Source organism: Parasphingorhabdus sp. NYA22 (genome assembly GCF_976973735.1).
Genome location: NZ_OZ333477.1, coordinates 2288331 through 2309907, shown reverse-complemented (window position 1 = coordinate 2309907; position 21577 = coordinate 2288331). Strand labels below are relative to the sequence as shown.

The window sequence follows — 21577 nt, the reverse complement described above, 5'->3', positions numbered from 1 at the left end:
ATATCATGGGCGGTTTGCGGAAAAATATTGGCGGGTTATTCGGCGCGCTCGCGGCAGGCCTGTTCCTGACCCCCGGCGCTGCGCAAGCCGATAGCCTGATTGAAAATGTCAACGGCATCACCCTCGACAGCGAGGGCAAGGTCGTCCGCTTCGTCGCCATGCTTGTCGACGACGACGGCAGGGTGAAGCAGCTGCTCAACCGGAAAGACAAGCGGCCACGCGAGGTGGATTTCCAGTTTGACGGCAAGGGCCGGACGCTGATCCCGGGATTTTTTGACGCCCACGGCCATGTCATGGGCATGGGATTTGGCGCTCTGACGCTGGATTTGTCCGACAGCAAAACGCTCGCCGAGGCGCTCGCCAAAATCGCCCGATATGCAGCGGACAATCCGGGCCGGCCATGGATCATCGGCAATGGCTGGAACCAGGAAGTCTGGGGACTGGGGCGCTTTCCCAACGCCGCAGAACTGGACGCAGTGGTTCCCGATCGTCCGGTATATCTGTCGCGGGTCGACGGTCATGCGGCCTGGGTCAATGGCGCAGCGATGACCGCCGCAGGTGTTTCCAGCTCTTCGAAATCGCCCAGCGGCGGCACCATCGAAAAGGCCGGTGGCAAGCCGACCGGTATTTTTGTTGACGCGGCGATGAGCCTGTTTGATCAGGCTATCCCGGCGCCGCGAGCGGTGGAGCGCGATCTCGCACTGGCCAAGGCACAGGAGATATTGCTGGCCAACGGGGTAACGTCGATCGCCGATATGGGCACGACCATGCAGGACTGGCAAAGCTTTCGCCGGGCAGGGGACGCCGGCCAGCTGAAAATCCGGATTATCTCTTATGCTTCCGGTATTGACGATATGATCGCTATTGCCGGACCGGCACCGTCGCCCTGGCTATATGACGACCATCTCAAACTGGCAGGGGTCAAATTATATCTCGATGGCGCGCTGGGATCGCGCGGCGCTCTGCTGAAACAGCCTTATACCGACAAGCCGGGCGAAAGCGGGCTGGCGATGCTGAGCTCGGCGCAGCTCAAGAACAAGATGAGCCGCGCGGCCATGGACGGTTTCCAGACCGCAGTGCATGCGATTGGCGACAAGGCCAATGAGGAAACCCTTTCGGCGATCGAGGAGCTGCAAGCTACTTATAAAGGCGATCGTCGATGGCGGGTGGAGCATGCGCAGATTATCGATCCGGTCGATATCGGCCGCTTTGCCGCTACCGGAACGATTGCCTCGATGCAGCCGGTGCACCAGACATCGGACCGGTTGATGGCGGAAGCCCGGCTCGGGCCTGGGCGGCTCGATGGTGCCTATGCCTGGAAATCCTTGCGCGATTCAGGTGCTGTTTTGGCGTTCGGAACCGACGTTCCGGTTGAATCTCCCAACCCGTTCGCCGGACTGGCTGCGGCGATGACCCGGGAAGATGCCGCCGGCCAGCCCTTTGGCGGATGGATGCCCGCGCAACGATTGAATCGCGAACAGGTCTGGCAGGCCTATACATATGGCGCGGCTTTTGCTGCATTTGCAGAAGATCGTCTGGGTACGCTGGAGCCGGGGAAAAGGGCGGATTTCGTGATAATCGATCAGGATATCATGTTGGCAACGCCGGCGCAGATCCGGCAATTACAGGTATTGCAAACCTGGATCGCCGGCAAACCCGCCTATATCCGGAACTAACAGTTTTTGCCCACTCGTCGGTGAATTGGTCAAGGCGATCAACCAATGTCGCGATATGGTTGCGACGAATCACAAATTAGGGTAAATTGCTACGCACGAAGGGTGATATCCAGAGGGGATCCTTCGTAATTCAACAGGGCGCATGGAAGTTCAGTTTTGAGCTTTTAATTTTTCGACAAGACCTGATTGGAGCAAATATATGAAATTCGGTAAACTGGCTGCCAGCCTCGCAGCACTAACTTTGGTTGCGTCACCCGTTGTGGGCCAATCGAGCAACAGCGTTTCACCGGCTGTGCAGCGAACTAGCGCCAATTCGGCACCTTTGGAAAAGCTGGAAGGCGAGAATGGCATATTGATCGCTCTTCTTGCAGCGGCTGCGGTTATCGCCGGCATCATCATCATCGCCGATGATAATGATCCGACAAGCCCCTGAGGTGTGACACATCATTCTGAAAACGGGGCGATTCTCGCCCCGTTTTTTGGAATTCCGCCGGCCCGGATTAATATGAATGAATGTGGTAAATCGCCTTTTCATTTTGTTTGTCGCGCTGCATATTGCCCTTGTCGATTCTCTAGAACGTAACAAAAGGCTGGCTTTGTGACTGCACCCGTTCGCTTCCCGCGATTCTTTGTGACAAACCCCAGCCCATGCCCCTATTTGCCCGGGAAAAGCGAACGTAAGGTTTTTACCGAGCTCAACGGAGCCCATACCGAAGAACTGAATGATGCGCTCGGCCGGATCGGATTCCGTCGCAGCCAGAATGTTGCCTACCGCCCCAGTTGTCTGGATTGCAAGGCCTGCGTTTCGGTTCGGGTACTAGCCGATGAATTTCGTCCCAGTTCCACGCAAAGAAAATTGATCCGGCGCAATCGCGATCTGGTTGTCGAAGCCTGCGAACCCTGGGCCACTGACGAGCAGTTCCAGCTGCTTCAGAAATATCTCGCCAAACGCCATCCGGGCGGCGGCATGGCCGAAATGGACGAGATGGACTATTCCGACATGGTCGAGCAATCGCCGGTCAAAAGCTTTGTGATCGAATATCGCGAGCCAACCGATGATGGCAGCAAGGGCCGCCTGGTCGGAGCCTGCCTGACAGACCAACAGGGCGATGGTCTTTCGATGATCTACAGCTTCTTCGACGCAGACCATGGCGAACGCGCCGGTCTCGGAAATTACATCATCATGGATCATATCCTGCGCGCCAAGACCGCCGGATTGCCCTATGTCTATCTCGGTTACTGGGTCGATGGCTCGCCGCAAATGGAATATAAGGTCCGTTTTCGTCCGCTCGAGCGGCTTGGGCCGGATGGATGGCAGAGATTTGATCCCGCCGCATTGCTCAAGTTGCAATGTCCCAACTGATCTACCGATAATCAGATAGGCACCCATAGAAAAGCCTGCCAACCGGATGCGGTTGGCAGGCTTTTTATATATTATATAGGGTTCAGCTGATCAGTCGTACATGCAGCGTGCCTGCTGGCAGCCTTTCAGCGGCACGGCCTTTGGTGCCGGCTTCCAGACTTTCTTCGCTGCCGGTTTCCAGCGCTTCTTGTGCTGCGGCTTGGAATAGATCACTTCTTCTTCGATATAGGTCGTCGTCGTTGTGGTCGTAACCGGTGCGGACTGGATGACAATAGTTGTGATCATCGGTTGCTGTGCCGGCGGATAATAATAGCCGGGGCTATAATATCCGTTCCAGCCGCTGGGATAGGTGGGATGGCCTTGCTGCGGTTGCGGACGGCGATGCTGGACCGGCGGATATTCGCGTGGATATTCGCGGCGCTGGCTGGTCTGTTGCTGGTCATAGCCATATTGCTTGAGCAGCTTGCGGCAGCGATCGGTTCCCTGATCGATAGCAGCGCCCGCGACGGCACCCACTCCGCCGCCGATCAATGATCCGGCAAGACGGTTGCCGCTGCCGGCAATACGGTTACCGGCAAAAGCCCCGATGGCACCACCGACGATGGCACCGCCGATGCCGCTGCTTTTCTTGCAACGTTCGAGATAGGCCAGTTCTTCCGAGCGCTGACGGTCATAGCCGCGATCATCCGGATACGGGGCATAATGGTCGGACCCGGTCTGTCTTTCCGCAGTAGAGCCCCAATGCGGAGACATGTTGCCGTCACCGATAAATGTGCCGGAATATTCGCCTTCATAGACCTGACCTTCGGCATCACGATAAGTGCCCTGCCATTCACCCTGATAGCTGCCGTCTTCGCGATAGGCACCTTGCCAGTCGCCCTGATAGGTTGACTGGTCGCTGTGATTATAGGCGCGCGGCGTTGCCACTACCCGGTCGTCGCCGGTGAATACGCCAGGGTCATAGGAAGCATGTCCATCGCGATAGCCGTCGTGATAACCCTGATTATACCGATCCCAGTCGACATTATAGCGTGCGTCCTGGACCACGCCACGGCGATCGGTCAGCACCGCGTCGTCATAATAGCGCGACCAGCCATAGCCATAATTGGGCTGGCTGAGGCCGTAATAGCCAAAGTTTCCGATGAAATAGCTTGGCTGGATGTAGGTACTGGGAAGGCGGAAACCACGGTGGGGTTTGCGATAGCTGCGATCATAGCCCATCCGGCCACGGCGAACATAGCTGCTCGCACCGCGATTGCCTCTCATCTGGCGCATGTCGCCCCGGCGTTGCATGCTCTTGGCCCCTGCTGCGGGGTTCGCCAATGCGGTCGCCGAAGCAAAGGAGAGGTCAACCATCGGCATTGCGGCATCATCAGATGTCGAGTCGATAGCTGCAATGGCTGATCCTGGTGCCACCGCCAAAACACCGGCAAGGCCGGTAAGTAAGAAGGTCTTCATGGTTAACAACTCCCTAGTTTCAGACATGCATAAAGCGTGTCCGACCGAAATCTGGTTAATGAACATTTACCATTTTTCGGGGGCTTTGACCATTAGCGGCTTGTAAAATAGAGTGGATTTAGCGCTTTGTCTCGAAATGGGGCAATTTGGTTACCGCAGGCTTAACCAAGATTATTAGCGATTGCCTCGATCAGCCGGGCTATTCCGGCTTCGTCTTCCGGTCGGAAATGATCGGGCAGGGGGCTGTCGAGATCGAGCACGGCGATCACCGCGCCGTCTTTCAGAACCGGCACGACCAGTTCGCTCCGGCTATCGGCGTCGCAGGCTATATGGCCGGGAAAGGCGTGGACATCGGCGACCCGCTGGACTTCGCCCGTCGCGGCGGCAGCACCGCACACGCCAGCACCGATGGCGATCCTGATACAGGCCGTCTTGCCCTGAAAGGGGCCAAGCACCAGTTCGTCGTCGATGACTCGATAGAATCCGGCCCAGTTCAGCCCGGGCACATATTGCCAGATCAAGGCGGAGATATTGGCCATATTGGCGATCGCATCCGGCTCACCATCCACCAGAGCGGTGGCGAATGATGTCAGATCAGCATATAATTCTGCTGCGGGTTGGTCCGGGTCGATCGATATATCCAGCATGGGTCTGTTCCGCCTTTCGGGCTAGGTTTCCGGTTTCCTCACCGGATCATATTTTCCAAACCAGCCTGTGAGAGTGCCGACCGTGGCGACAAGCTGGTCTGGTCGTCGATCAACAAGATGGGATGCAAAGGGTGTCCGCACAAGCATCGCGTCGAGATTCCGAAAATCATTTTGCTGAACCGGCGTCCCTTTGAACATGGCTCAGTCGAGGTCCGGCTTTCCCCGTGTCTTCTTCACCGACGATTTTTTCTTCTTCGTATCGACACGCCGGGCCTTGGCGGCTCTGCTCGGGCGGGTTTTGATCCGCCGGGCATCGCGCTGATAGGCCTGTTCGATCATCTCTGCCACGCGGCGGCGGGCTTCTGCACGATTGGCTTCCCGGGTACGATATTCGCGTACCGTAAGTACCAGTTCACCGGCTATGGTCATCTTGCGGCCCGCTAGTATTTTCAATTTGCGAAAGGCGTAAGGCTCGAGCCGCAGCGCGTAGATATTGACCCGCATCTGGACCGCCGTCGCCACCTTGTTGACATTCTGGCCGCCAGGACCACTGGCGGCAAGAAACGTTTCGGTGATCGCGCTTTCGGGAATATCAACCATATAAGGTTACTAGCGTCATGTGTCGTTGCGCGACAGACCTTGTTAACGAAGCTTACCATAAGCGGTAAAAACAGCGTCGCTTTTGTACATATTTGTCACAAATTCCGGCCCCATTAGACCAAGTCTCGACAATTCCAGCTCGGAAACAGCAAAAAGTTAATTTTTTTTTCGGCTGGGCGGGGAGTCCTGAAACGACTCATTTCTGCGGGTTACAGAGTCTTTCGACTCCCCGCGACTCGTGCTGAATCCTACCTTAGGGAAAAATTAACCTTTTACGTTCATTCATCTTATGGTTAATAAATGATCCATCAGGTCGGCACAGCGGTCGATCTGGGACAAGTAATTAAGAAAAAAGGGGCTGCCTGATGCGCGTGCTGCTGATTGAAGATGAACCAACGACCGCAAAAGCTATCGAGCTGATGCTGACGACGGAAGGTTTCAACGTATACACCACGGACCTGGGCGAAGAAGGCCTCGATCTCGGCAAGCTCTATGATTATGACATCATATTGCTCGATCTCAACCTGCCGGACATGCATGGTTATGATGTGCTCAAGAAGCTGCGCGTTGCAAAAGTGCAAACGCCCGTTCTCATTCTTTCCGGTATCAGCGAAATGGACAGCAAGGTCCGTAGCTTTGGTTTCGGTGCCGATGATTATGTGACCAAGCCGTTCCACCGGGACGAACTGGTTGCCCGTATCCATGCGGTTGTGCGCCGTTCAAAAGGCCATTCGCAGAGCGTTATCCGCACTGGCAAGCTGGCGGTCAATCTCGACGCCAAGACGGTCGAAGTCGATGGCAATCGTGTCCATCTGACCGGCAAGGAATATGCCATGCTCGAGCTGCTCTCCCTGCGAAAAGGGACGACGCTGACCAAGGAAATGTTCCTTAACCATCTCTATGGCGGGATGGACGAACCGGAACTCAAGATTATCGACGTGTTTATCTGCAAGCTGCGCAAGAAACTGTCGCTGGCTTGCGGCGGTGAAAATTATATCGAGACGGTCTGGGGCCGCGGCTATGTCCTGCGGGATATGGAAGAAGAACTGGCGCCAACCGCGCAAGTCGCCTGAACGCTCGAAAACCGATTATAAAAAGTCTGTGCATCAGACCAGAAAACGGCGGGACCTATCGGTTCCGCCGTTTTTCTATGAGGCTGTGTCGAGATACCATCGTTCCGAACCCTGCAAGGCCAGAGCGGTCAGCTTGTCTGAATAATAGGCACCGGTGTCGATGCCGATGCGATTCCCGTTTTCCACGACATCATCGGTGATCGTATGCCCGTAGACGATGACCTTTTCATGGGCGTCCTGTGCGGAAAGAAAGTCCTCGCGGATCCAGCGCAAATCTTTCTGCCGCTGCTCCGAAAGCGGGATACCGGGGCGAATGCCCGCGTGCACAAAAGCATAGTCGCCGATAATGATATGGTCTTCGAAGCCTCCGATAAAATCGATATGTTCCCGGGGAAACAACTCCGGGATGCGCTTCGCCAATTGCGCCATATCCAATCCGATATATTCCTTCATGGTGATCTCATAGCTAAGGATCGTTTCGCGTCCGCCGATACGGTTGAAGAAACGCACGGATTTCTCATCGCCGGTGGTTGCTGCAAGATAGACTTCTTCATGGTTCCCCATCAGGAAGCGGACATTGCGCAACTGTTCCTTCACCCGCATCGCCGTGTCGAGCACGCCGGCGCTGTCCGGACCGCGGTCCACCAGATCGCCCAGAAAGATGATCTCGCTTTCGGCCTTGTCCCGTTCGCCGTCATCCTTGCTGATCTTGTCGAGCAGCTGCAGCAACAGATCATTGCGACCATGAATATCGCCAATCGCATAAACCCGCCGCCCCTCCGGAATGGTCGCGTCATCGATCGGTCTGGAGGCTTTTTTTCTGCGTAGAAGACGGTTCAGCATGATGCTAACAAATGTGTCCTGAGAAACGGGGTTTCAAGAGCGGAATAGTATATTACTGTTCCGGACAACAATATAGCGCAAACAGCCTGAACGGCTGCTGATTATTGTCAGCTTTCCACAACAAAGCTGAGCCCGGCTTTCTCTTCCAGACGCTTGACCAGCTGTTTGCCCATCAGCGCGCCCGGGGTCCAGACACCACCGCCTTTTGCGATCTTGTCCTGAGCCAGGCAGAGCGCCGATTCAGCGATCATCTTGGAGGTAGAGCCATAGCCGGGGTCCTTGTCGCCCTTGACGCACAAACTAGCGGCTTCGCCGTCTGCGGTTTCGCCGAGGAACAGGAGGTCATAATAACCATTTTCGCGCTGTTCCTTGGTCGGACCTTCACCCGGCTTGGGTGCATCATCGCCGCCGAACGGATTAGCTTTTGCGACCATTTCCGCGGCCTGCTTGCCGAGATCACCCGCGCTGGTGACAACCATTTCATCATATTTGAAGTCTTCGCCAAAAGGGAAGTCGAGCAGGAAATTGGTCCGGTGGACATTTTTCGTGTTGATCGCCGCCATGATGAACGGTGCGACCCAGCTGTCGATGGTCTTGTCATATTTCGGGATCAGCATATTCGGTTGATCCGGACCTTCGAAACCGGGGGTCAGGCCAAAGCTGCTCGCCAAAATTTTGACGAGGCCGGGATTTTTGGCGATCGCCTTCATCGTTTCCTTCAGGCTCGCTGCGGTTCCGCCGGAAAATGTGCCTTCCATGGCGCGCACGCGTCCCTTGACGCGACTTGCAGGTTTGCCGAAGCGCTTGGTTATGTCTTTCTGCAGCATCAGCACGCCGAGATCGAACGGGATCGAGTCAAAGCCGCAGGAAAAGCAGATTTGCGCGCCTGATTTTTCAGCCGCTTCCTGATGCTTGTCGATCATTTCGCGCATCCAGCCCGGCTCGCCGCACAGATCGACATAGTGGGTGCCGTTCTTGACGCAGGCGGCAACCAGTTCGTCGCCATATAGCTGATAGGGGCCAACCGTGGTCAGCACGACCTTGGTCCGGCTCGCCATCATGTCGATCGACGCGGCATCATCGGAATCGGCGACAACGAGCGGTGTATCCTTTGGCGCGCCAATGAGGTCGCGGACCTCTTCCAACTTGTCGAGGCTACGTCCGGCCATCGCCCATTTCGGAGCGTCTTTGCCAGTGCCATATTGCTGCGCCATATATTCAGCGACCAGACGGCCAGTATAGCCGGTTGAACCATAGATGATGACATCAAATTCTTTTGCTACGGACATAACGGGCTCTCCTGCAGATTGTTTAATCGATGAGTTAATTGGTCTCGCTATGGCCTAGAGTTTGGCCAGAGTCACACCCTTTTGCCGCATATATTTGCCGGAGCGGTCAGCATAGCTGGTCTCGCACGGCTCGTTGCCCTTGAGGAACAGAAACTGGCAGGCGCCTTCATTGGCATAGATTTTTGCGGGCAGGGGGCTGGTGTTGGAAAATTCCAGGGTCACATGACCTTCCCATTCCGGTTCCAGCGGGGTGACATTGACGATGATCCCGCAACGGGCATAGGTCGACTTGCCGAGGCAAATCACCAGCACGTCGCGGGGAATGCGGAAATATTCCACGGTCCGGGCGAGGGCGAAGCTGTTCGGCGGAATGATGCAGCAGTCGGTCTTGCGATCGACGAAGCTGTTCTCGGCGAAATTCTTGGGATCGACGACGGCGTTATTCACATTGGTAAAAATCTTGAACTCGTCCGACACCCGGGCGTCATAGCCATAGGAAGACAAGCCATAGCTGATACATCCTTCCCGTTTTTGTCCCTCTACAAAGGGCTCGATCATGGCGGAATGTCTCGCTTCGTTGCGGATCCAGCGGTCGGATAATATGCTCATATCAGTTTCCTGTTGGTGGTCATGGACGCACTACGTTCCAGTTTATCGGGCCGTCAACCCCGCTGATCCGGCGCATGTCGGAGGCGCGCCACATCACCCATGGTTTGGTGGCATAGTCGGGCGGGAAAAAATTGGCTTCGAGCCAGAAGGTGCGGTCGAGGCCGCTGCTGATATTGTAAAGTTCCTCGAACTCTCGCGATACCGCGATGATGGCACGTTTCTCGCTATGGGATTCGATCTGGTTGAGAAATGTATTGAGCTCGCTGAGCACCAGAGCGCGGCCAGGGCGTTCGCCGCAACCATTGTCAAAGGCCAGCCGGACGGCGGGCGGAAGCATATTCTCTCCACGCGGGACGGTGGTGACAAATATCGTCGCCTGATCTGTAGCGAGGCGACAGAGTGAATAATTGTGGAGCGCGCCATAGCGTATACCGGCTTCGCGGGCGCCCTCGATATTGGTTGCGAAGTTCGCGTCGCGTTTGTCCGCGCCTTCGGTGGCCTGGATATAGGCAAAGTCGACGCCGGTCGCGCCTGCGACATGCCATATGATCTTGCCATGGCTTTCATCGACCGAAATTCCCTGCACGGGATACTGGTCGCGCGACGGCGCCCAGCTGACCGCAATATTGCGCAGCACGAAGGCGATGACCAGCAACACCACGATAATCATCGCAAGGCTGATCACATTTTTTCTCATGTCTCGATTGGCCACCCTGGTTCCCTGATACGCAGCGGAAGAATCACTAATTCTTGATATGCAAAACGCAGATTAATGTGAAGAGCCGCCGCGCGGTCTTGAAGTCGACGTCGATCTTGCCTTCGAGCCGCTCTACCAGCAGTTCCGCGCCCTGATCGTGCACCCCGCGCCGGGCCATGTCGATGGTTTCGATTTCCGCAGCGCTGGCTTTGCGGATCGCCTGGTAATAGCTGTCGCAAATTGCGAAATAATCCCGAATCGGTCGCCGGAACCGGCCAAGAGCGAGGATCAGTGTTTCCAGAGGTTCACCATTCTCGCGGCCAATGGAAATAACCAGTCGGCCTTCCTGCACGCTCAGTTGCAGTTGATAGGGACCAGAATAGCCATCATCATGCTGTTTGAGCGGTTTGAAATAGTTTTCCTCGATCAGATCGAATATTGCGATCCGTCGTTCCTGTTCGATATCGGCATTGCGCCACAAGATGGTAGCTTCGTCCAGTTCGACGGATATGATGCGCGGATCGGCCATTGCGCCCTGTTGCCGGAGCGCCGGTCTCAGGACAAGGGTTTTTGCAGTGCAGCACGACAAGAGTTTTCTTTCCACAGGATTGTCCCCGAGAGTTTACTAAATTTTTCCTAGCGGCCCTTGCCGAGAATCGATTCAGGGTGGATGAGGCGGCATGGCTGAATTGATGCGTTTCCAGAATGACGAAAGTGATGAACAGCGCCTGCCGCGTAATGTCGAGGCAGAGGCGACGTTTCTGGGCGCGCTGCTGATCGACAACAGAGTTGCCGAAGATGTGCAGATCAAGTTGCGGTCGGAACATTTCTACGAACCGCTGCATGGCCGGATTTACGAACAGGCTTTGAAATTGCTCGACAAGAATATGGTGGTTACTCCGGTGACGCTGAAGCCCTATTTCGAGTCGGACGAGGCGATGAAGGCGCTGGGCGGGCCTTCCTATCTCGCAAAATTGACCGGAGATGGTGCCGGTCTGATCGGTGCCCGTGATTTTGCCAATCAGATTTACGATCTGGCGCTGCTCCGCGAACTGGTCAGTGTCGGGCGAACCCTTGTTGAAAGCGCTCTCGATACCAGCGAGACCGTCGATCCGAAGGAGCAGATCGAAGAAGCGGAAACGGCTTTATACCGGGTTTCCGAAGGCGAAGCGCAGGAAGGCGGCGTACGATCGTTCCTGCAAGCTTCGACCGAGGCGCTAACCAATGTCGAACGGGCTTTTAACAGCGGCGGCAAAGTGTCCGGGATCACCACCGGTCTGACCGATGTGAATGCCAAAATGGGCGGTTTGCACAGGAGCGATCTGCTCATTCTTGCGGGTCGTCCGGGCATGGGCAAGACGTCGCTCGCCACCAATATCGCCTTCAATGCGGCGAACCGCTATTTGCGTGATATGAATGACGGGATTGCGCCAGAAGATTCACTGGGGGCCAAGACCGCTTTCTTCAGCCTGGAAATGTCCGCCGACCAACTGGCCACCAGAATCCTGTCCGAGCAGGCCGAGATCAGCTCGGAAAAACTGCGCATGGGCGCAATCAGCCGGGACGAAATGCACCGCCTTGCCATGGCTTCGCGGGAATTGCAGGATCTGCCGCTATTCATCGATGATACGCCGGCGCTGACCATTGCCGCATTGCGGACACGGGCACGGCGGTTGCAGCGGCGTCAGGGCATCGGCCTGATCGTGGTCGATTATCTCCAGTTGCTGCAAGGCTCCGGTCGGGCCAATGACAACCGGGTCAATGAAATTTCGGAAATCAGCCGTGGCCTGAAGACGCTGGCGAAGGAACTGCAAGTTCCGGTGATGGCGCTATCACAGCTGAGCCGTGCGGTGGAAAGCCGCGAAGACAAGCGGCCGCAACTGTCCGATCTGCGCGAGTCCGGTTCGATCGAGCAGGATGCCGATATCGTCATGTTCATTTTCCGCGAGGAATATTATCATATGGCGGTGAAGCCGGATGTGCCCGACGCCAATTCGACGCCCGACCAGATCAAGAAATATGAGGATTGGGAACGCGATCACGTCCAGGCCGAGGGCAAGGCGACGGTCATCGTCGCGAAAAACCGTCAGGGTTCGACGGGCAATATCCAGCTGAGCTTCATCGCGGAATTCACGAAATTCGGTGATCTGGCCTATAGCGAAGCACCGGACGAATATTAGGCAGGCCCCGGCCGAAGAACCGCTTTTTGCTGAATTAACGCAAAACTAAAAAATCGGGTCGTTCACGCCTTTGTCGTCGGCATCCGGCAACGGGGTCACATCTTCGTGAATGCCGCATTCGGACTTGTCCCATCCACGCCAGCGTCCGGCACGGGGATCTTCGCCGGGCATGACCTTTGACGTGCAGGGCGCGCAGCCGACCGAGAGATAGCCTTCCGCCTCCAGCGGATGACGCGGCAGAACATGCTTCTCAAAATAGGCTTCGAGATCATCCTTGATCCAGTCGCCGAGCGGATTGATTTTCAGCCGGCCATCGTCAATCTCGAACCGCGGAATATTGTTACGGGTTACCGACTGGAACGCCTTGCGTCCCGAAATCCAGCTATTGAGACCGGCCTTGGCGCGAGCCAAAGGTTCAACCTTGCGAATTTCGCAGCAGCCGTCAGGGTCATAGGACCAGCGCAGGCCGTTTTCGTCCTTTTCCGCCAGCACCGCGGCATCGGGCGCGACGATATTGGAGTTTTTAATTCCCAGCAGCTTGATCAATGTATCGCGATATTCCAGCGTTTCCGGAAACATCTTGAGCGTATCCACAAAGGTCACCGGAATGGTCGGATCGACCGCTGCAACCAGATGGAGCAGCACCGCGCTTTCGGTACCGAAAGACGAGACCACGGCGACTTCGCCCAACTGGCGCTCGTCGAACAAAGCCTTGAGCATGGTGGTTGTGTTAACGCCTTCGAACCGCTGGTTCAGGGCATCGGCATCAGCCTGGGTGTAATCGGGTCGAACATCGATCGTGTCGATCTTGCGTGCTGCCTCAGCCATGACGGAGCCTCCAGATGGGGGTGCGCTGGTCCGACGTTGCCTGATAGACGTGCTCGTAGCGCTGAATCGCCTCTTCCATCAGCTTCGGGTTGATCGGCGAATCCGGAGCGAAGGCGTCGAATCCGCAACGACGCATATGGGAAACCTGATCGAGCAGTACATCACCGCTGGCCCGCAGTTCGCCGGTATAGCCCGACTCGCGCAGGATCTGCGCCGCGGAATAGCCGCGACCGTCACCAAAGGCAGGGAAGTCGATTTCGATCAGCGACAGACGGTCGAGAAACGGTAACAGGATGCGGGCATCTTCGCCGGCCTCGATGCGAACGGCTGTGGCGTTCGACTGGTCCAGGAAAGAGTCGAGCGAAACCGCTGGCTCTTCATGCACTTCATCATCGCGTAAACGGATAGGATCAACCATATATAGCCTCCTTGAACCGGGCCATGCCGACACGGCGATAGGTATCGATAAACCGTTCTCCATCCTCGCGTTGTTCGAGATAGAGATCGGTGACGGTTTCGATCGCGTCGATCACGCCATCTTCGGTAAAGCCGGGCCCGGTAATCTTGGCGAGACTGGCATCTTCCGCGCCCGAGCCGCCAAGCAACAGCTGGTAATTTTCCGTGCCTTTGCGATCGACGCCCAGGATGCCGATATGACCGGCATGATGGTGGCCGCAGGCATTGATGCAGCCCGAGATTTTGAGCTTCAGTTCGCCCAGTTCCCGTTGCCGGCCAAGATCGGCGAAACGCTCGCTGATTTTCTGGGCGAGAGGGATAGAACGGGCGTTGGCGAGACTGCAATAATCAAGGCCGGGGCAGGCGATGCTGTCGGTAATCAGGTCGAGGTTGGCCGGAGCCAGTCCTGCCTCGTCCAGTTTCTGCCAGATCGCGTAGAGGTCGCTCTTCTTGATATGCGGCAGCACGATATTCTGGCTGTGCGTGACTCGTAGTTCGTCAAAACTATATTGCTCGGCGAGATCGGCCATCAGATCAATTTGCTTCGATGACGCGTCGCCGGGAATACCGCCGCGCGGTTTCAGGCTGATCGTCGCAATCGCATAGCCGGGCTGCTTGTGCCGGGAGGTGTTCTGATCGACCCAGAGCGCAAAATCGGGATCGGACAGGTCAATGTCATTGCTTGCCTGCTGATCAAACGGCGGGTTCTGAAAATATTGGGTGATCCGCGCCAGTTCTTCAACCGGGGGATTGAGGCCCAGCTGTTTCATATGGGCGAACTCTTCCTCGACCTGGCGGGTATATTCTTCCTTGCCCAGTTCGTGCACGAGGATCTTGATCCGTGCCTTATATTTATTGTCGCGCCGCCCGTAGCGGTTGTAGACGCGCAGGCAGGCCTCGGCATAGCTGATCAGTTCGTCTGCAGGAACGAAGGCGCGGATTTCCGGAGCGACCATCGGGGTCCGGCCCATGCCGCCCCCGACGAAGAATTTCGCGCCCAGTTCGCCCGCGTCATTATGGACCAGCTGGATACCGATATCATGCAGCCGCATGGCTGCGCGGTCTGTGTCGCTGGCGATCACGGCGAATTTGAATTTCCTGGGGAGATAGGAAAATTCAGGGTGAAAGCTTGACCATTGCCGCAACAATTCTGCCCAGGGACGCGGATCGGCTATTTCGTCAGCAGTTGCACCGGCGAACTGGTCGGAAGAGATATTGCGGATGCAATTGCCGCTGGTCTGGATCGCATGCATTTCGACCGATGCCAGATCGGCAAGGATGTCAGGCGCGTCTTCCAGCTTGATCCAGTTATACTGGATATTCTGCCGCGTGGTGAAATGGCCGTAGTCGCGGTCATATTTGCGCGCGATATGGCCGAGCATGCGCATCTGCTTGCTGCTCAGTGTGCCATAAGGAACCGCCACGCGCAGCATATAGGCATGGAGTTGCAGATAGAGGCCGTTCATCAGCCGCAGCGGCTTGAACTGATCTTCGGTCAGATCACCGGCGAGCCGGCGTTTCACCTGGTCGCGGAATTCCTCGACCCGCGTGTCGACCATTTGCTGGTCATATTGGTCATATTGATACATGTCAGATCACCCATTCGCCGGCGTCGGGATCGGCCGGTTTCAATGTAAGGTCGGGACGAACGGTCGGGCCGAGTGCGCGCACCCGATCCTTGATGTGACCCGGTCGCGGGCCTTCATCGGTCTGTTCGGCGTCGATAATATATGGCGAGTTCACCCGGCGAGCGGCTTCTTCGCGATGGAGGATTGCTTCGCCCTGATCTCCCACATCGGTGGCGTCCTTGACGAAGCGCGACCAGTCGAGGCCGGTCCACCAGATAACGTCACCGGTTTTGAGATCATTTCCGGTCAATATATTCATGCAATCACTCCCGCCATCTGCGCAAATTCACGAAATTTATCTTCGGCATCGCCGTAGCGGGCGACTTCGCCGACGACCAGCAACGCCGGGCTCTGGACATTTTCCCGCCGGACCATATCGCCAAGGTCGGTCAGCAGGGTGCGGAGCGCCCGAAAGTCGCTGCGTGTACCGTTTTCGAGCACGGCAACCGGTAATTCAGGCGCAGCACCGTCGGCGATCAGCTTCTCGACAATCGCTTCGGCATTGGCGACGCCCATATAGATGACCAAGGTGCGGCCCTTGCCGGCCAGTCCGGACCAGTTCTGGTCGGACAGGCCCTTGCATTGCCCAGCAACGAAAGAAACAGCGCTGGAAGCATCGCGGTGGGTGAGGGGCATACGCGCTTGTGCGGCGCAGCCGAGCGCAGCGCTGATACCGGGAACGACTTCAACCGCAACACCGGCAGCGATGCAATCATCCGCTTCTTCGCCGCCGCGTCCGAAAATGAACGGGTCGCCGCCCTTGAGCCGCACAACCACATGACCTTTGCCTGCTTCGGCGATCAATATATCGTTGATCTGGTCCTGCGGCACGCTGTGCAGCGAGCGTTTTTTCGCTACCGAGATATAGCGTGCGGTTGGCGATGCGAGATCCAGAATGTCGCGGCTGACCAGACCGTCGTGAATGATCACATCGGCGCGCTGCAGAAGTTTTGCCGCCTTCAAGGTCAGCAGATCGGGGTCACCTGGACCGGCTCCGACCAGATAGACTTTGCCCGCAGTGGGCGTCCTGTTTGATATTTTTTCCATGAATGCGATATGCGCGCATCAAGCGGGATGTTCAAAACAGAAGTTTTTGGGGACGCCTAAGCTCAGCTATTTCGCGGATGGCGGTTATTCTTCTTCGGCTGTGTTTTCGTCCTTCATGCCAATGCCGATCCTTGCTCTGGCTTGTTCCGCCTCCATCGAAACGACCGGATAGGCGCAATAATCGGCGGCATAATAAGCGCTGGGCCGATGATTGCCCGATAGGCCGATCCCGCCAAAGGGGGCTTCGGACGAGGCGCCGACGGTCATTTTATTCCAGTTGACGATACCGGCGCGGCTGCTCGACCAGAATTGGTCATAATGTTGAGCGGTTCCGCCGATAAGCGCAGAGGACAGGCCGTAGCGGGTGTTATTGGCTTCGGCGATGGCTTGTTCGAAGTCCGCGACGCGAACAACCTGCAGGATCGGTCCGAATAGTTCGATATCCGGACGTTCCTCGAGCTCTGTGACATCGATGATCCCGGGCGTCAGAAAAGGGCGACCCGCAACCGGTCTCGCCATATGTTTGATCGGCTTGCCGCCGTGGCTCATCAGGGCGAGGAAGCTTTCGGTAAGGCCATCGGCCGTTTCATTGTCGATCACCGGCCCCATGAACGGGGCAGGCGAGGCAAAGGGTTCATCGATGATCAGGCGATCAGTGATCCGCTTCACTTCCTTGATGATACGGTCGTAAAGCTCGTCTTTGACGATCAACCGGCTCGCCGCCGAGCAACGCTGGCCGGCGCTGAGAAAGGCCGACTGCACGATCAGGACGGCGGCGCTATGGATATCGTTGGTGTCCCAGGCAATGATCGGATTATTGCCACCCATTTCCAAAGCCAATATCTTGTCTGGCCGGGATGAAAACTGGCGGTTGAGCGCGATACCGGTCCTAGCTGAGCCGGTGAACAACACACCGTCCAGCCCTTCATTCGCGGTCAGTTGCTTGCCGGTCGCCGGGCCACCGTGCAATATATTGACGACGCCTGCGGGCATTCCCGCCTTTGCGAACGCATCCACCATATATTGTCCGACGGCCGGCGTCTTCTCTGAAGGCTTGAAGACAATCGTATTGCCGGCAATCAGCGCCGGAACAATATGGCCATTGGGCAGATGGGCGGGAAAATTATAGGGGCCGAGTACGGCAAGAACGCCATGCGGCTTGTGGCGCAAGGCAGCGCGCATATTGGGCTGGCTCGGTAACTGGCGTTGCGGGGTGCGGTCGGCAAAGGCCCTGACCGAAATATCGACCTTGTTGATGACGGATTCGACTTCCGTCCGGGATTCCCAAAGCGGCTTGCCGGTTTCGCGGGAGATCAGCTCGGCCAGTTCATCACTACCGGCGCGGATGCGATTGGCGTAGCGCCGGACCGCTTCGATTCGTTTGACCAGCGCAGTGGCAGCCCAGCCTGGCCATGCTTCGCGCGCACTGTTCACGGCAGCATCAGCGTCTCCACTGGTGCCGGTCCAGAGGGTCGCTCCGGTTGCTGGTTCGATTGATATCAGGTCGCTCAAATTGGCCTCTGTTTTCTACGCATTAGTTCTACAATAAACCATATATGGCACATCTCTCGCGATAGACCATAGGGCTTGAAGACTTAGCGCCCCCATGATGAATTCTTTCGGAACGCCATCAGGTTTTGGAACATCGGTCACCCATTGCGCAGAGCAGCCCCCATCGCACGGATATCATTGACCTTTTCCGAAAGTGGTGCCCAATTATCATCGTCGGCAATGGCGTCCCAGATCGATTCAACCTCCTCGATATGCATCGAACAAGGTTCCGGTTTCTGCCAATATTCGCTGGAGGGCTGTCGTGTGCGTGCGCGATCGGCGATCAAGGTCCGAAATTCGGCAAATTCGGGTGACTTATCTTCTGGTCGGGCCAGATGTTCGCTTTTCCCCCAATCAAAGAAAAACTGGTCAATCTGGATGGTTTTTTGTGCCAGACCCATTTCCGCGGCGACAACCAGATCGCGGTCGCTTTCAAAACCCTCGGATTTGACGCCAAGCCGCCAGCAGAAATGCTCGGTAAAAGCAGTGCCATAGGCCTTGGGGAACGTTTCCAGCGTAGCGACGAGCGGATCGCTATCGGAAATCAGCCGCAGGGCGCTGGCAAATTGGGCCAGATTCCAGTGCAGCGCTTCCGGTTGTCTACCGAAACAATAAAGCCCTTCATGATCGAAATAGGCGGCGGTGAAACCGGGCTCCCAATATGGCGTGAAGCGCCACGGGCCATAGTCAAAGCTTTCGCCGGTGACATTGATATTGTCGGTGTTGAGCACGCCGTGGACGAAGCCGACGGTCATATAGGCACCCGCCAGCTTGGCGACTTCCTGCGCAGTTCTGGCGAATAATTCCGTGGCAGGGTCATCGGTCTGCGCGCCGCCATAATAATTCGCGAGGCAATAATCGACCAGCGCGCGCATGAGTTCTTCATTCTTCTCATAGGCAATGCGCTGGAACGCCCCGATCCGGATATGGCTATGGCTCAATCTGGTCATCACCGCCGATCGCGTGGGGGAGGGCTCGTCGCCGCGCATCAGTTTCTCGCCGGTCTCGACCACCGAAAAAGTTTTCGAGGTGTTGACACCGAGCGCTTCGAGCATTTCCGTTGCGAGAATTTCGCGGACTGCCCCCTTCAGCGTTAGCCGGCCATCACCGGTCCGGCTCCACGGCGTTGTGCCCGAGCCTTTTGTGCCCAGATCCATCAGCCTATTTTCATGATCACGAAGCTGCGCGAACAGAAATCCCCGGCCATCGCCGATTTCGGGATTGTAATTGCGGAACTGGTGACCATGATAGCGCAGCGCCAGTGGCGGATCGAGATTGTCTGGCAGTGGCCGGAACTTGCCGAAATGGTCGAGCCATTGTTGCTCGTCCAGACCATCCAGCCCGACGCTCTTGTCCCACCGGTCATTTCTGAACCGCAGGATATGTTCGGGAAAATTGGCGGCAGCGACGGGATCGCCGATCTTTTCTCCCAATCGGGTGATCTGGACATCGGCTTGATAGTCGGCCTTGCGGGGTTCTGGTTGCGGTTTGTATGGCATTTTTTTACAGTGGCGGCTAATCGGTTGCGCAGCAAGTGGCAAGACGAGGCGAGGGGCAGGATGAGCGAAGAAAATTCTTATCAGGATATCTATTGGGAAGCCGATGACGGGCTGAAACTGCACGCCCGCGATTATCCCTCCGATAGCGATAAAACGCCGGTGATCTGCATCCCGGGTTTGACCCGCAATGCGCGCGACTTCGATCATCTCGGTGCGGGGTTCAGCGGCGGGCGCCGGATCCTCATGCTGGATCTGCGTGGCCGTGGTTTGAGCGAATATGCCAAAGAAAGCAGCACCTATAATCCGAAACAATATGTCTCCGACATCATCATGCTGATGGACGAGCAGAAGATATCGAAAGCTATATTCTTTGGCACGTCGTTGGGTGGTGTGGTCACGATGGTCATGGCCAAAATGTACCCCGAACGTGTTGCCGGCGCGTTGTTGAACGACATCGGCCCGGAACTGGACCAGAAAGGCCTCGACCGGATTGCCGACCATGTCGGACAGGGAAGAAGCTTTGACACCTGGGCCCATGCCGGGCGCGATATGGCGGAAAATAGCGCTGATATTTTCCCGGATTTCACGCTGAAGGACTGGATCGAGTTCGCCAAGAAAGTCTACCGGATGAACAGTTCTGGCCGGATCAAGCTGGATTATGACATGAAGATCGCCGAACCCTTCGACAGCAAGGGTGGCGGCAGCGGTGCCTTGTGGAACGCGCTGGAGAATATGCAGGATATTCCGACTCTGATCTTACGCGGCGAGCTATCGGACCTGTTCAGCGAACGGGTTGCCCGCAAAATGCTCGACAAACTGGACAAGGCCGATCTGGTCACGGTCCCGCGCGTCGGCCACGCTCCGACGCTCGAGGAGCCGGCCTCGCTTGACGCGATCAACCAATTGCTCCACCGCATCGACTGATTAATTTTAGACAGCCGGGCACCAGAACTACATGAAACCAGCCAGGATTTTGCATCTGCACAGCACGTTCAATCTGGGCGGCAAGGAAGCGCGCGCGGTCCGGCTGATGAACCATTTCGGTGCGGCTGCGGAACATGTGATATTATCGGCACAGGCAGACAGCCTGTCCGCTCGCGATGCCATCGATCCCAGGATCAAGGTGGCTTTCCCGACGGATGCACCGTCGCTTGCGGGAAAGCCGTCGCTGAAGCGCTATCGCGCGTTCGTCACCTATTTCCGCCAGTTCGATCTGATATTGTCCTATAACTGGGGATCGATGGACGGCGTGATGGCGCGGACTTTATTCTCCCGGATCGAAGGTCTGCCGCCGCTGATCCATCATGAAGACGGGTTTAACGAGGACGAGCAGAAAAAGCTTAACTGGAAACGGAACCTGTTTCGCAAATTCGCGCTCGGGGCAGCCCGGGCGCTGGTCGTACCGTCGGAAAGTCTGGTTCGGATCGCCGAGGACGTCTGGAAACAGCCAGAGCAGAAAATCCATCGCATTCCGAACGGTATCGATGTGAAGCGTTTCGAGAAAAAAACGCAACGCGGTGCTTTGCCCGGCTTCACCCGGCGTGAAGGCGAGGTTGTTGTCGGAACCGTGGCCGGACTCCGCGCGATCAAGAACCTGCCGCGACTGGTGCGGGCCTGTGCTGCAGCGGGTGATAATGTCCGGCTAGTAATCGTCGGCGAAGGGCCGGAGAAGGACAAGATACTCGCCGAGGCACAGCGTCTGGGTCTAGCGGATCGCTTGTTGATGCCCGGATTTCTGGCGGACCCGGCGCGCTATATCGGTCTGTTCGACATTTTTGCCCTGTCCTCCGACAGCGAACAATTTCCGATTTCACTGATCGAGGCAATGGCCGCCGGCTTGCCGGTCGCAGCGACCGATGTCGGCGATATCAAGTCAATGGTGTCGCAGGCCAATCAGGGTTTCATCAAACCGCTCGGTGACGAGAACAAGTTTTTCGAATCGCTGACGACGCTGGTCCAGCATCAGCAATTGCGCGAAGATCTGGGCATGCAGAACCGGCTCAAGGCGCAGGCAGAATATAACGAGAGCAAGATGCTGGCCCGCTACGGACTGCTTTACGGTCAGGCGCTGGGACGCGCGAATTTCGGTTCGGCTAAATAACGAGTTTCATAACAGAGTTTTTTCGAGCATTT

The 21577-nt window shown here is 56.5% G+C and carries 22 protein-coding genes; 7 read left to right on the top strand and 15 right to left on the bottom strand.

Features of this window, described 5'->3' with window-relative positions:
• Nucleotides 1–5: 5 nt before the first annotated feature.
• From ACWFTY_RS11145 to ACWFTY_RS11135, 3 genes are all read left to right on the top strand, one after another.
• Nucleotides 6–1676, top strand: coding sequence for an amidohydrolase (locus tag ACWFTY_RS11145; RefSeq protein ID WP_447524296.1), 1671 nt, complete (start codon nt 6–8; stop codon nt 1674–1676).
• 199 nt (nt 1677–1875) lie between these two features.
• The gene (locus ACWFTY_RS11140) at nt 1876–2109 is read left to right on the top strand and encodes a hypothetical protein (RefSeq protein ID WP_447524295.1); all 234 of its coding nucleotides are present in this window, start codon (nt 1876–1878) and stop codon (nt 2107–2109) included.
• A gap of 165 nt (nt 2110–2274) precedes the next feature.
• Nucleotides 2275–3039 carry an arginyltransferase gene (locus ACWFTY_RS11135; RefSeq protein ID WP_447524294.1) on the top strand — a complete coding sequence of 255 codons (765 nt, stop codon included), beginning with the start codon at nt 2275–2277 and terminating at the stop codon, nt 3037–3039.
• A gap of 90 nt (nt 3040–3129) precedes the next feature.
• On the opposite strand, the gene ACWFTY_RS11130 is transcribed toward ACWFTY_RS11135, so the two are convergent.
• From ACWFTY_RS11130 to arfB, 3 genes are all read right to left on the bottom strand, one after another.
• Nucleotides 3130–4497 carry an RcnB family protein gene (locus tag ACWFTY_RS11130; RefSeq protein WP_447524293.1) on the bottom strand — a complete coding sequence of 456 codons (1368 nt, stop codon included), beginning with the start codon at nt 4495–4497 and terminating at the stop codon, nt 3130–3132.
• A gap of 161 nt (nt 4498–4658) precedes the next feature.
• The gene (locus tag ACWFTY_RS11125; RefSeq protein WP_447524292.1) at nt 4659–5144 is read right to left on the bottom strand and encodes a GAF domain-containing protein; all 486 of its coding nucleotides are present in this window, start codon (nt 5142–5144) and stop codon (nt 4659–4661) included.
• Between the two features lie 201 nt (nt 5145–5345).
• Nucleotides 5346–5744, bottom strand: coding sequence for an alternative ribosome rescue aminoacyl-tRNA hydrolase ArfB (gene arfB, locus ACWFTY_RS11120; RefSeq protein ID WP_447524291.1), 399 nt, complete (start codon nt 5742–5744; stop codon nt 5346–5348).
• 365 nt (nt 5745–6109) lie between these two features.
• On the opposite strand from arfB, the gene ctrA reads away from it, so the two are divergent.
• The gene (gene ctrA, locus ACWFTY_RS11115; protein ID WP_100094627.1) at nt 6110–6817 is read left to right on the top strand and encodes a response regulator transcription factor CtrA; all 708 of its coding nucleotides are present in this window, start codon (nt 6110–6112) and stop codon (nt 6815–6817) included.
• A gap of 75 nt (nt 6818–6892) precedes the next feature.
• On the opposite strand, the gene ACWFTY_RS11110 is transcribed toward ctrA, so the two are convergent.
• From ACWFTY_RS11110 to ACWFTY_RS11090, 5 genes are all read right to left on the bottom strand, one after another.
• Complete coding sequence (locus ACWFTY_RS11110; protein ID WP_447524290.1) at nt 6893–7660, bottom strand: metallophosphoesterase family protein; 768 nt, start codon at nt 7658–7660, stop codon at nt 6893–6895.
• A gap of 107 nt (nt 7661–7767) precedes the next feature.
• Nucleotides 7768–8949: a saccharopine dehydrogenase family protein gene (locus ACWFTY_RS11105; protein ID WP_447524289.1), complete on the bottom strand. Its 1182-nt coding sequence runs from the start codon at nt 8947–8949 to the stop codon at nt 7768–7770.
• Nucleotides 8950–9003: 54 nt separating this feature from the next.
• Nucleotides 9004–9558 carry a dCTP deaminase gene (gene dcd / locus ACWFTY_RS11100; protein WP_447524288.1) on the bottom strand — a complete coding sequence of 185 codons (555 nt, stop codon included), beginning with the start codon at nt 9556–9558 and terminating at the stop codon, nt 9004–9006.
• 19 nt (nt 9559–9577) lie between these two features.
• Entirely contained in the window at nt 9578–10255 is a 678-nt protein-coding gene (locus ACWFTY_RS11095) for a glycoside hydrolase family 25 protein (RefSeq protein WP_447524287.1), read from the bottom strand.
• A 46-nt stretch (nt 10256–10301) separates the two neighbouring features.
• Nucleotides 10302–10784 carry a UPF0262 family protein gene (locus tag ACWFTY_RS11090; RefSeq protein WP_447524286.1) on the bottom strand — a complete coding sequence of 161 codons (483 nt, stop codon included), beginning with the start codon at nt 10782–10784 and terminating at the stop codon, nt 10302–10304.
• 151 nt (nt 10785–10935) lie between these two features.
• Between ACWFTY_RS11090 and ACWFTY_RS11085 the strand changes: the two genes are divergently transcribed.
• Nucleotides 10936–12435 (top strand): replicative DNA helicase, encoded by a 1500-nt coding sequence (locus tag ACWFTY_RS11085; protein WP_447524285.1) that lies wholly within the window; start codon nt 10936–10938, stop codon nt 12433–12435.
• A gap of 45 nt (nt 12436–12480) precedes the next feature.
• Here ACWFTY_RS11085 and ACWFTY_RS11080 read toward each other — a convergent pair whose 3' ends face one another.
• From ACWFTY_RS11080 to ACWFTY_RS11050, 7 genes are all read right to left on the bottom strand, one after another.
• Entirely contained in the window at nt 12481–13263 is a 783-nt protein-coding gene (locus tag ACWFTY_RS11080) for a phosphoadenylyl-sulfate reductase (RefSeq protein ID WP_447524284.1), read from the bottom strand.
• Nucleotides 13256–13681: a DUF934 domain-containing protein gene (locus tag ACWFTY_RS11075; protein WP_447524283.1), complete on the bottom strand. Its 426-nt coding sequence runs from the start codon at nt 13679–13681 to the stop codon at nt 13256–13258. Before ACWFTY_RS11075 ends, ACWFTY_RS11080 begins: the two co-directional genes overlap by 8 nt.
• A complete protein-coding gene (locus ACWFTY_RS11070) occupies nt 13674–15308 on the bottom strand; it encodes a nitrite/sulfite reductase (RefSeq protein WP_447524282.1) in 1635 nt (544 codons plus the stop codon). Before ACWFTY_RS11070 ends, ACWFTY_RS11075 begins: the two co-directional genes overlap by 8 nt.
• A gap of 1 nt (nt 15309) precedes the next feature.
• The gene (locus tag ACWFTY_RS11065) at nt 15310–15606 is read right to left on the bottom strand and encodes a DUF2849 domain-containing protein (RefSeq protein ID WP_447524281.1); all 297 of its coding nucleotides are present in this window, start codon (nt 15604–15606) and stop codon (nt 15310–15312) included.
• Nucleotides 15603–16394 carry a uroporphyrinogen-III C-methyltransferase gene (cobA, locus tag ACWFTY_RS11060; protein ID WP_447524280.1) on the bottom strand — a complete coding sequence of 264 codons (792 nt, stop codon included), beginning with the start codon at nt 16392–16394 and terminating at the stop codon, nt 15603–15605. Before cobA ends, ACWFTY_RS11065 begins: the two co-directional genes overlap by 4 nt.
• A gap of 84 nt (nt 16395–16478) precedes the next feature.
• On the bottom strand, nt 16479–17906 hold the full coding sequence (gene astD / locus ACWFTY_RS11055; RefSeq protein WP_447524279.1) for a succinylglutamate-semialdehyde dehydrogenase: 1428 nt from the start codon (nt 17904–17906) through the stop codon (nt 16479–16481).
• A 137-nt stretch (nt 17907–18043) separates the two neighbouring features.
• Nucleotides 18044–19444, bottom strand: coding sequence for a protein adenylyltransferase SelO family protein (locus ACWFTY_RS11050; protein WP_447524278.1), 1401 nt, complete (start codon nt 19442–19444; stop codon nt 18044–18046).
• 60 nt (nt 19445–19504) lie between these two features.
• On the opposite strand from ACWFTY_RS11050, the gene ACWFTY_RS11045 reads away from it, so the two are divergent.
• A complete protein-coding gene (locus ACWFTY_RS11045; RefSeq protein WP_447524277.1) occupies nt 19505–20368 on the top strand; it encodes an alpha/beta fold hydrolase in 864 nt (287 codons plus the stop codon).
• A gap of 31 nt (nt 20369–20399) precedes the next feature.
• Nucleotides 20400–21545, top strand: coding sequence for a glycosyltransferase (locus ACWFTY_RS11040; RefSeq protein WP_447524276.1), 1146 nt, complete (start codon nt 20400–20402; stop codon nt 21543–21545).
• Nucleotides 21546–21577 lie beyond the last annotated feature (32 nt).

Excerpts from the sequence above, each read along its gene's own strand:
- ACWFTY_RS11145 (WP_447524296.1), top strand. The coding sequence starts at position 6 with ATGGGCGGTTTGCGGAAAAATATTGGCGGGTTATTCGGCGCGCTCGCG.
- ACWFTY_RS11140 (WP_447524295.1), top strand. The coding sequence starts at position 1,876 with ATGAAATTCGGTAAACTGGCTGCCAGCCTCGCAGCACTAACTTTGGTT.
- ACWFTY_RS11130 (WP_447524293.1), bottom strand. The coding sequence starts at position 4,497 with ATGAAGACCTTCTTACTTACCGGCCTTGCCGGTGTTTTGGCGGTGGCA.
- ACWFTY_RS11125 (WP_447524292.1), bottom strand. The coding sequence starts at position 5,144 with ATGCTGGATATATCGATCGACCCGGACCAACCCGCAGCAGAATTATAT.
- arfB (WP_447524291.1), bottom strand. The coding sequence starts at position 5,744 with ATGGTTGATATTCCCGAAAGCGCGATCACCGAAACGTTTCTTGCCGCC.
- ctrA (WP_100094627.1), top strand. The coding sequence starts at position 6,110 with ATGCGCGTGCTGCTGATTGAAGATGAACCAACGACCGCAAAAGCTATC.
- ACWFTY_RS11110 (WP_447524290.1), bottom strand. The coding sequence starts at position 7,660 with ATGCTGAACCGTCTTCTACGCAGAAAAAAAGCCTCCAGACCGATCGAT.
- ACWFTY_RS11105 (WP_447524289.1), bottom strand. The coding sequence starts at position 8,949 with ATGTCCGTAGCAAAAGAATTTGATGTCATCATCTATGGTTCAACCGGC.
- dcd (WP_447524288.1), bottom strand. The coding sequence starts at position 9,558 with ATGAGCATATTATCCGACCGCTGGATCCGCAACGAAGCGAGACATTCC.
- ACWFTY_RS11095 (WP_447524287.1), bottom strand. The coding sequence starts at position 10,255 with ATGAGAAAAAATGTGATCAGCCTTGCGATGATTATCGTGGTGTTGCTG.
- ACWFTY_RS11090 (WP_447524286.1), bottom strand. The coding sequence starts at position 10,784 with ATGGCCGATCCGCGCATCATATCCGTCGAACTGGACGAAGCTACCATC.
- ACWFTY_RS11085 (WP_447524285.1), top strand. The coding sequence starts at position 10,936 with ATGGCTGAATTGATGCGTTTCCAGAATGACGAAAGTGATGAACAGCGC.
- ACWFTY_RS11080 (WP_447524284.1), bottom strand. The coding sequence starts at position 13,263 with ATGGCTGAGGCAGCACGCAAGATCGACACGATCGATGTTCGACCCGAT.
- ACWFTY_RS11075 (WP_447524283.1), bottom strand. The coding sequence starts at position 13,681 with ATGGTTGATCCTATCCGTTTACGCGATGATGAAGTGCATGAAGAGCCA.
- ACWFTY_RS11070 (WP_447524282.1), bottom strand. The coding sequence starts at position 15,308 with ATGTATCAATATGACCAATATGACCAGCAAATGGTCGACACGCGGGTC.
- ACWFTY_RS11065 (WP_447524281.1), bottom strand. The coding sequence starts at position 15,606 with ATGAATATATTGACCGGAAATGATCTCAAAACCGGTGACGTTATCTGG.
- cobA (WP_447524280.1), bottom strand. The coding sequence starts at position 16,394 with ATGGAAAAAATATCAAACAGGACGCCCACTGCGGGCAAAGTCTATCTG.
- ACWFTY_RS11050 (WP_447524278.1), bottom strand. The coding sequence starts at position 19,444 with ATGCCATACAAACCGCAACCAGAACCCCGCAAGGCCGACTATCAAGCC.
- ACWFTY_RS11045 (WP_447524277.1), top strand. The coding sequence starts at position 19,505 with ATGAGCGAAGAAAATTCTTATCAGGATATCTATTGGGAAGCCGATGAC.
- ACWFTY_RS11040 (WP_447524276.1), top strand. The coding sequence starts at position 20,400 with ATGAAACCAGCCAGGATTTTGCATCTGCACAGCACGTTCAATCTGGGC.